1 protein-coding gene is annotated in these 309 nt (G+C 61.2%); it reads left to right on the top strand.

The window, feature by feature from the left end:
• The coding region (locus SB753_RS36080; protein ID WP_410804888.1) for a dienelactone hydrolase family protein at window positions 1–270 on the top strand (270 nt) is incomplete at its 5' end.
• Window positions 271–309: the final 39 nt, after the last annotated feature.

The raw sequence follows: 309 nt of genomic DNA, 5'->3' as shown, positions 1-309 counted from the left end.
AAACCCGATTCGCCGCATCTTCTCGCGGACAACATTCAGGGCGAGGTTTACGCCGCGTTCGCCGAGATCGATCCGGCCGTACCCGCTAATGTCGTGCCCACGTTTCGCGATGCAATGGAAAAAGCCAATGTCGCGGCGCGCGTCGACGTGGTGCCGGGCACGCATCACGGCTTCTGCTTTGCCGCGCGCAACGACTACCACCCGCACGCCGCCGAAGCCGTCTGGGAGGACATCATGGCGATGTTCATGCGCCGGCTTCATGGCCAATGAGTGCATCGCTCTGTCAGGAATCATCCAATGAACGCCGTA

The sequence above is a fragment of the Paraburkholderia sp. SIMBA_053 genome, from assembly GCF_046534895.1.
Taxonomy (GTDB): domain Bacteria; phylum Pseudomonadota; class Gammaproteobacteria; order Burkholderiales; family Burkholderiaceae; genus Paraburkholderia; species Paraburkholderia caledonica.
The sequence above is the reverse complement of the archived record's forward strand: the minus strand, read 5'-3'. Positions and strand labels throughout refer to the sequence as shown.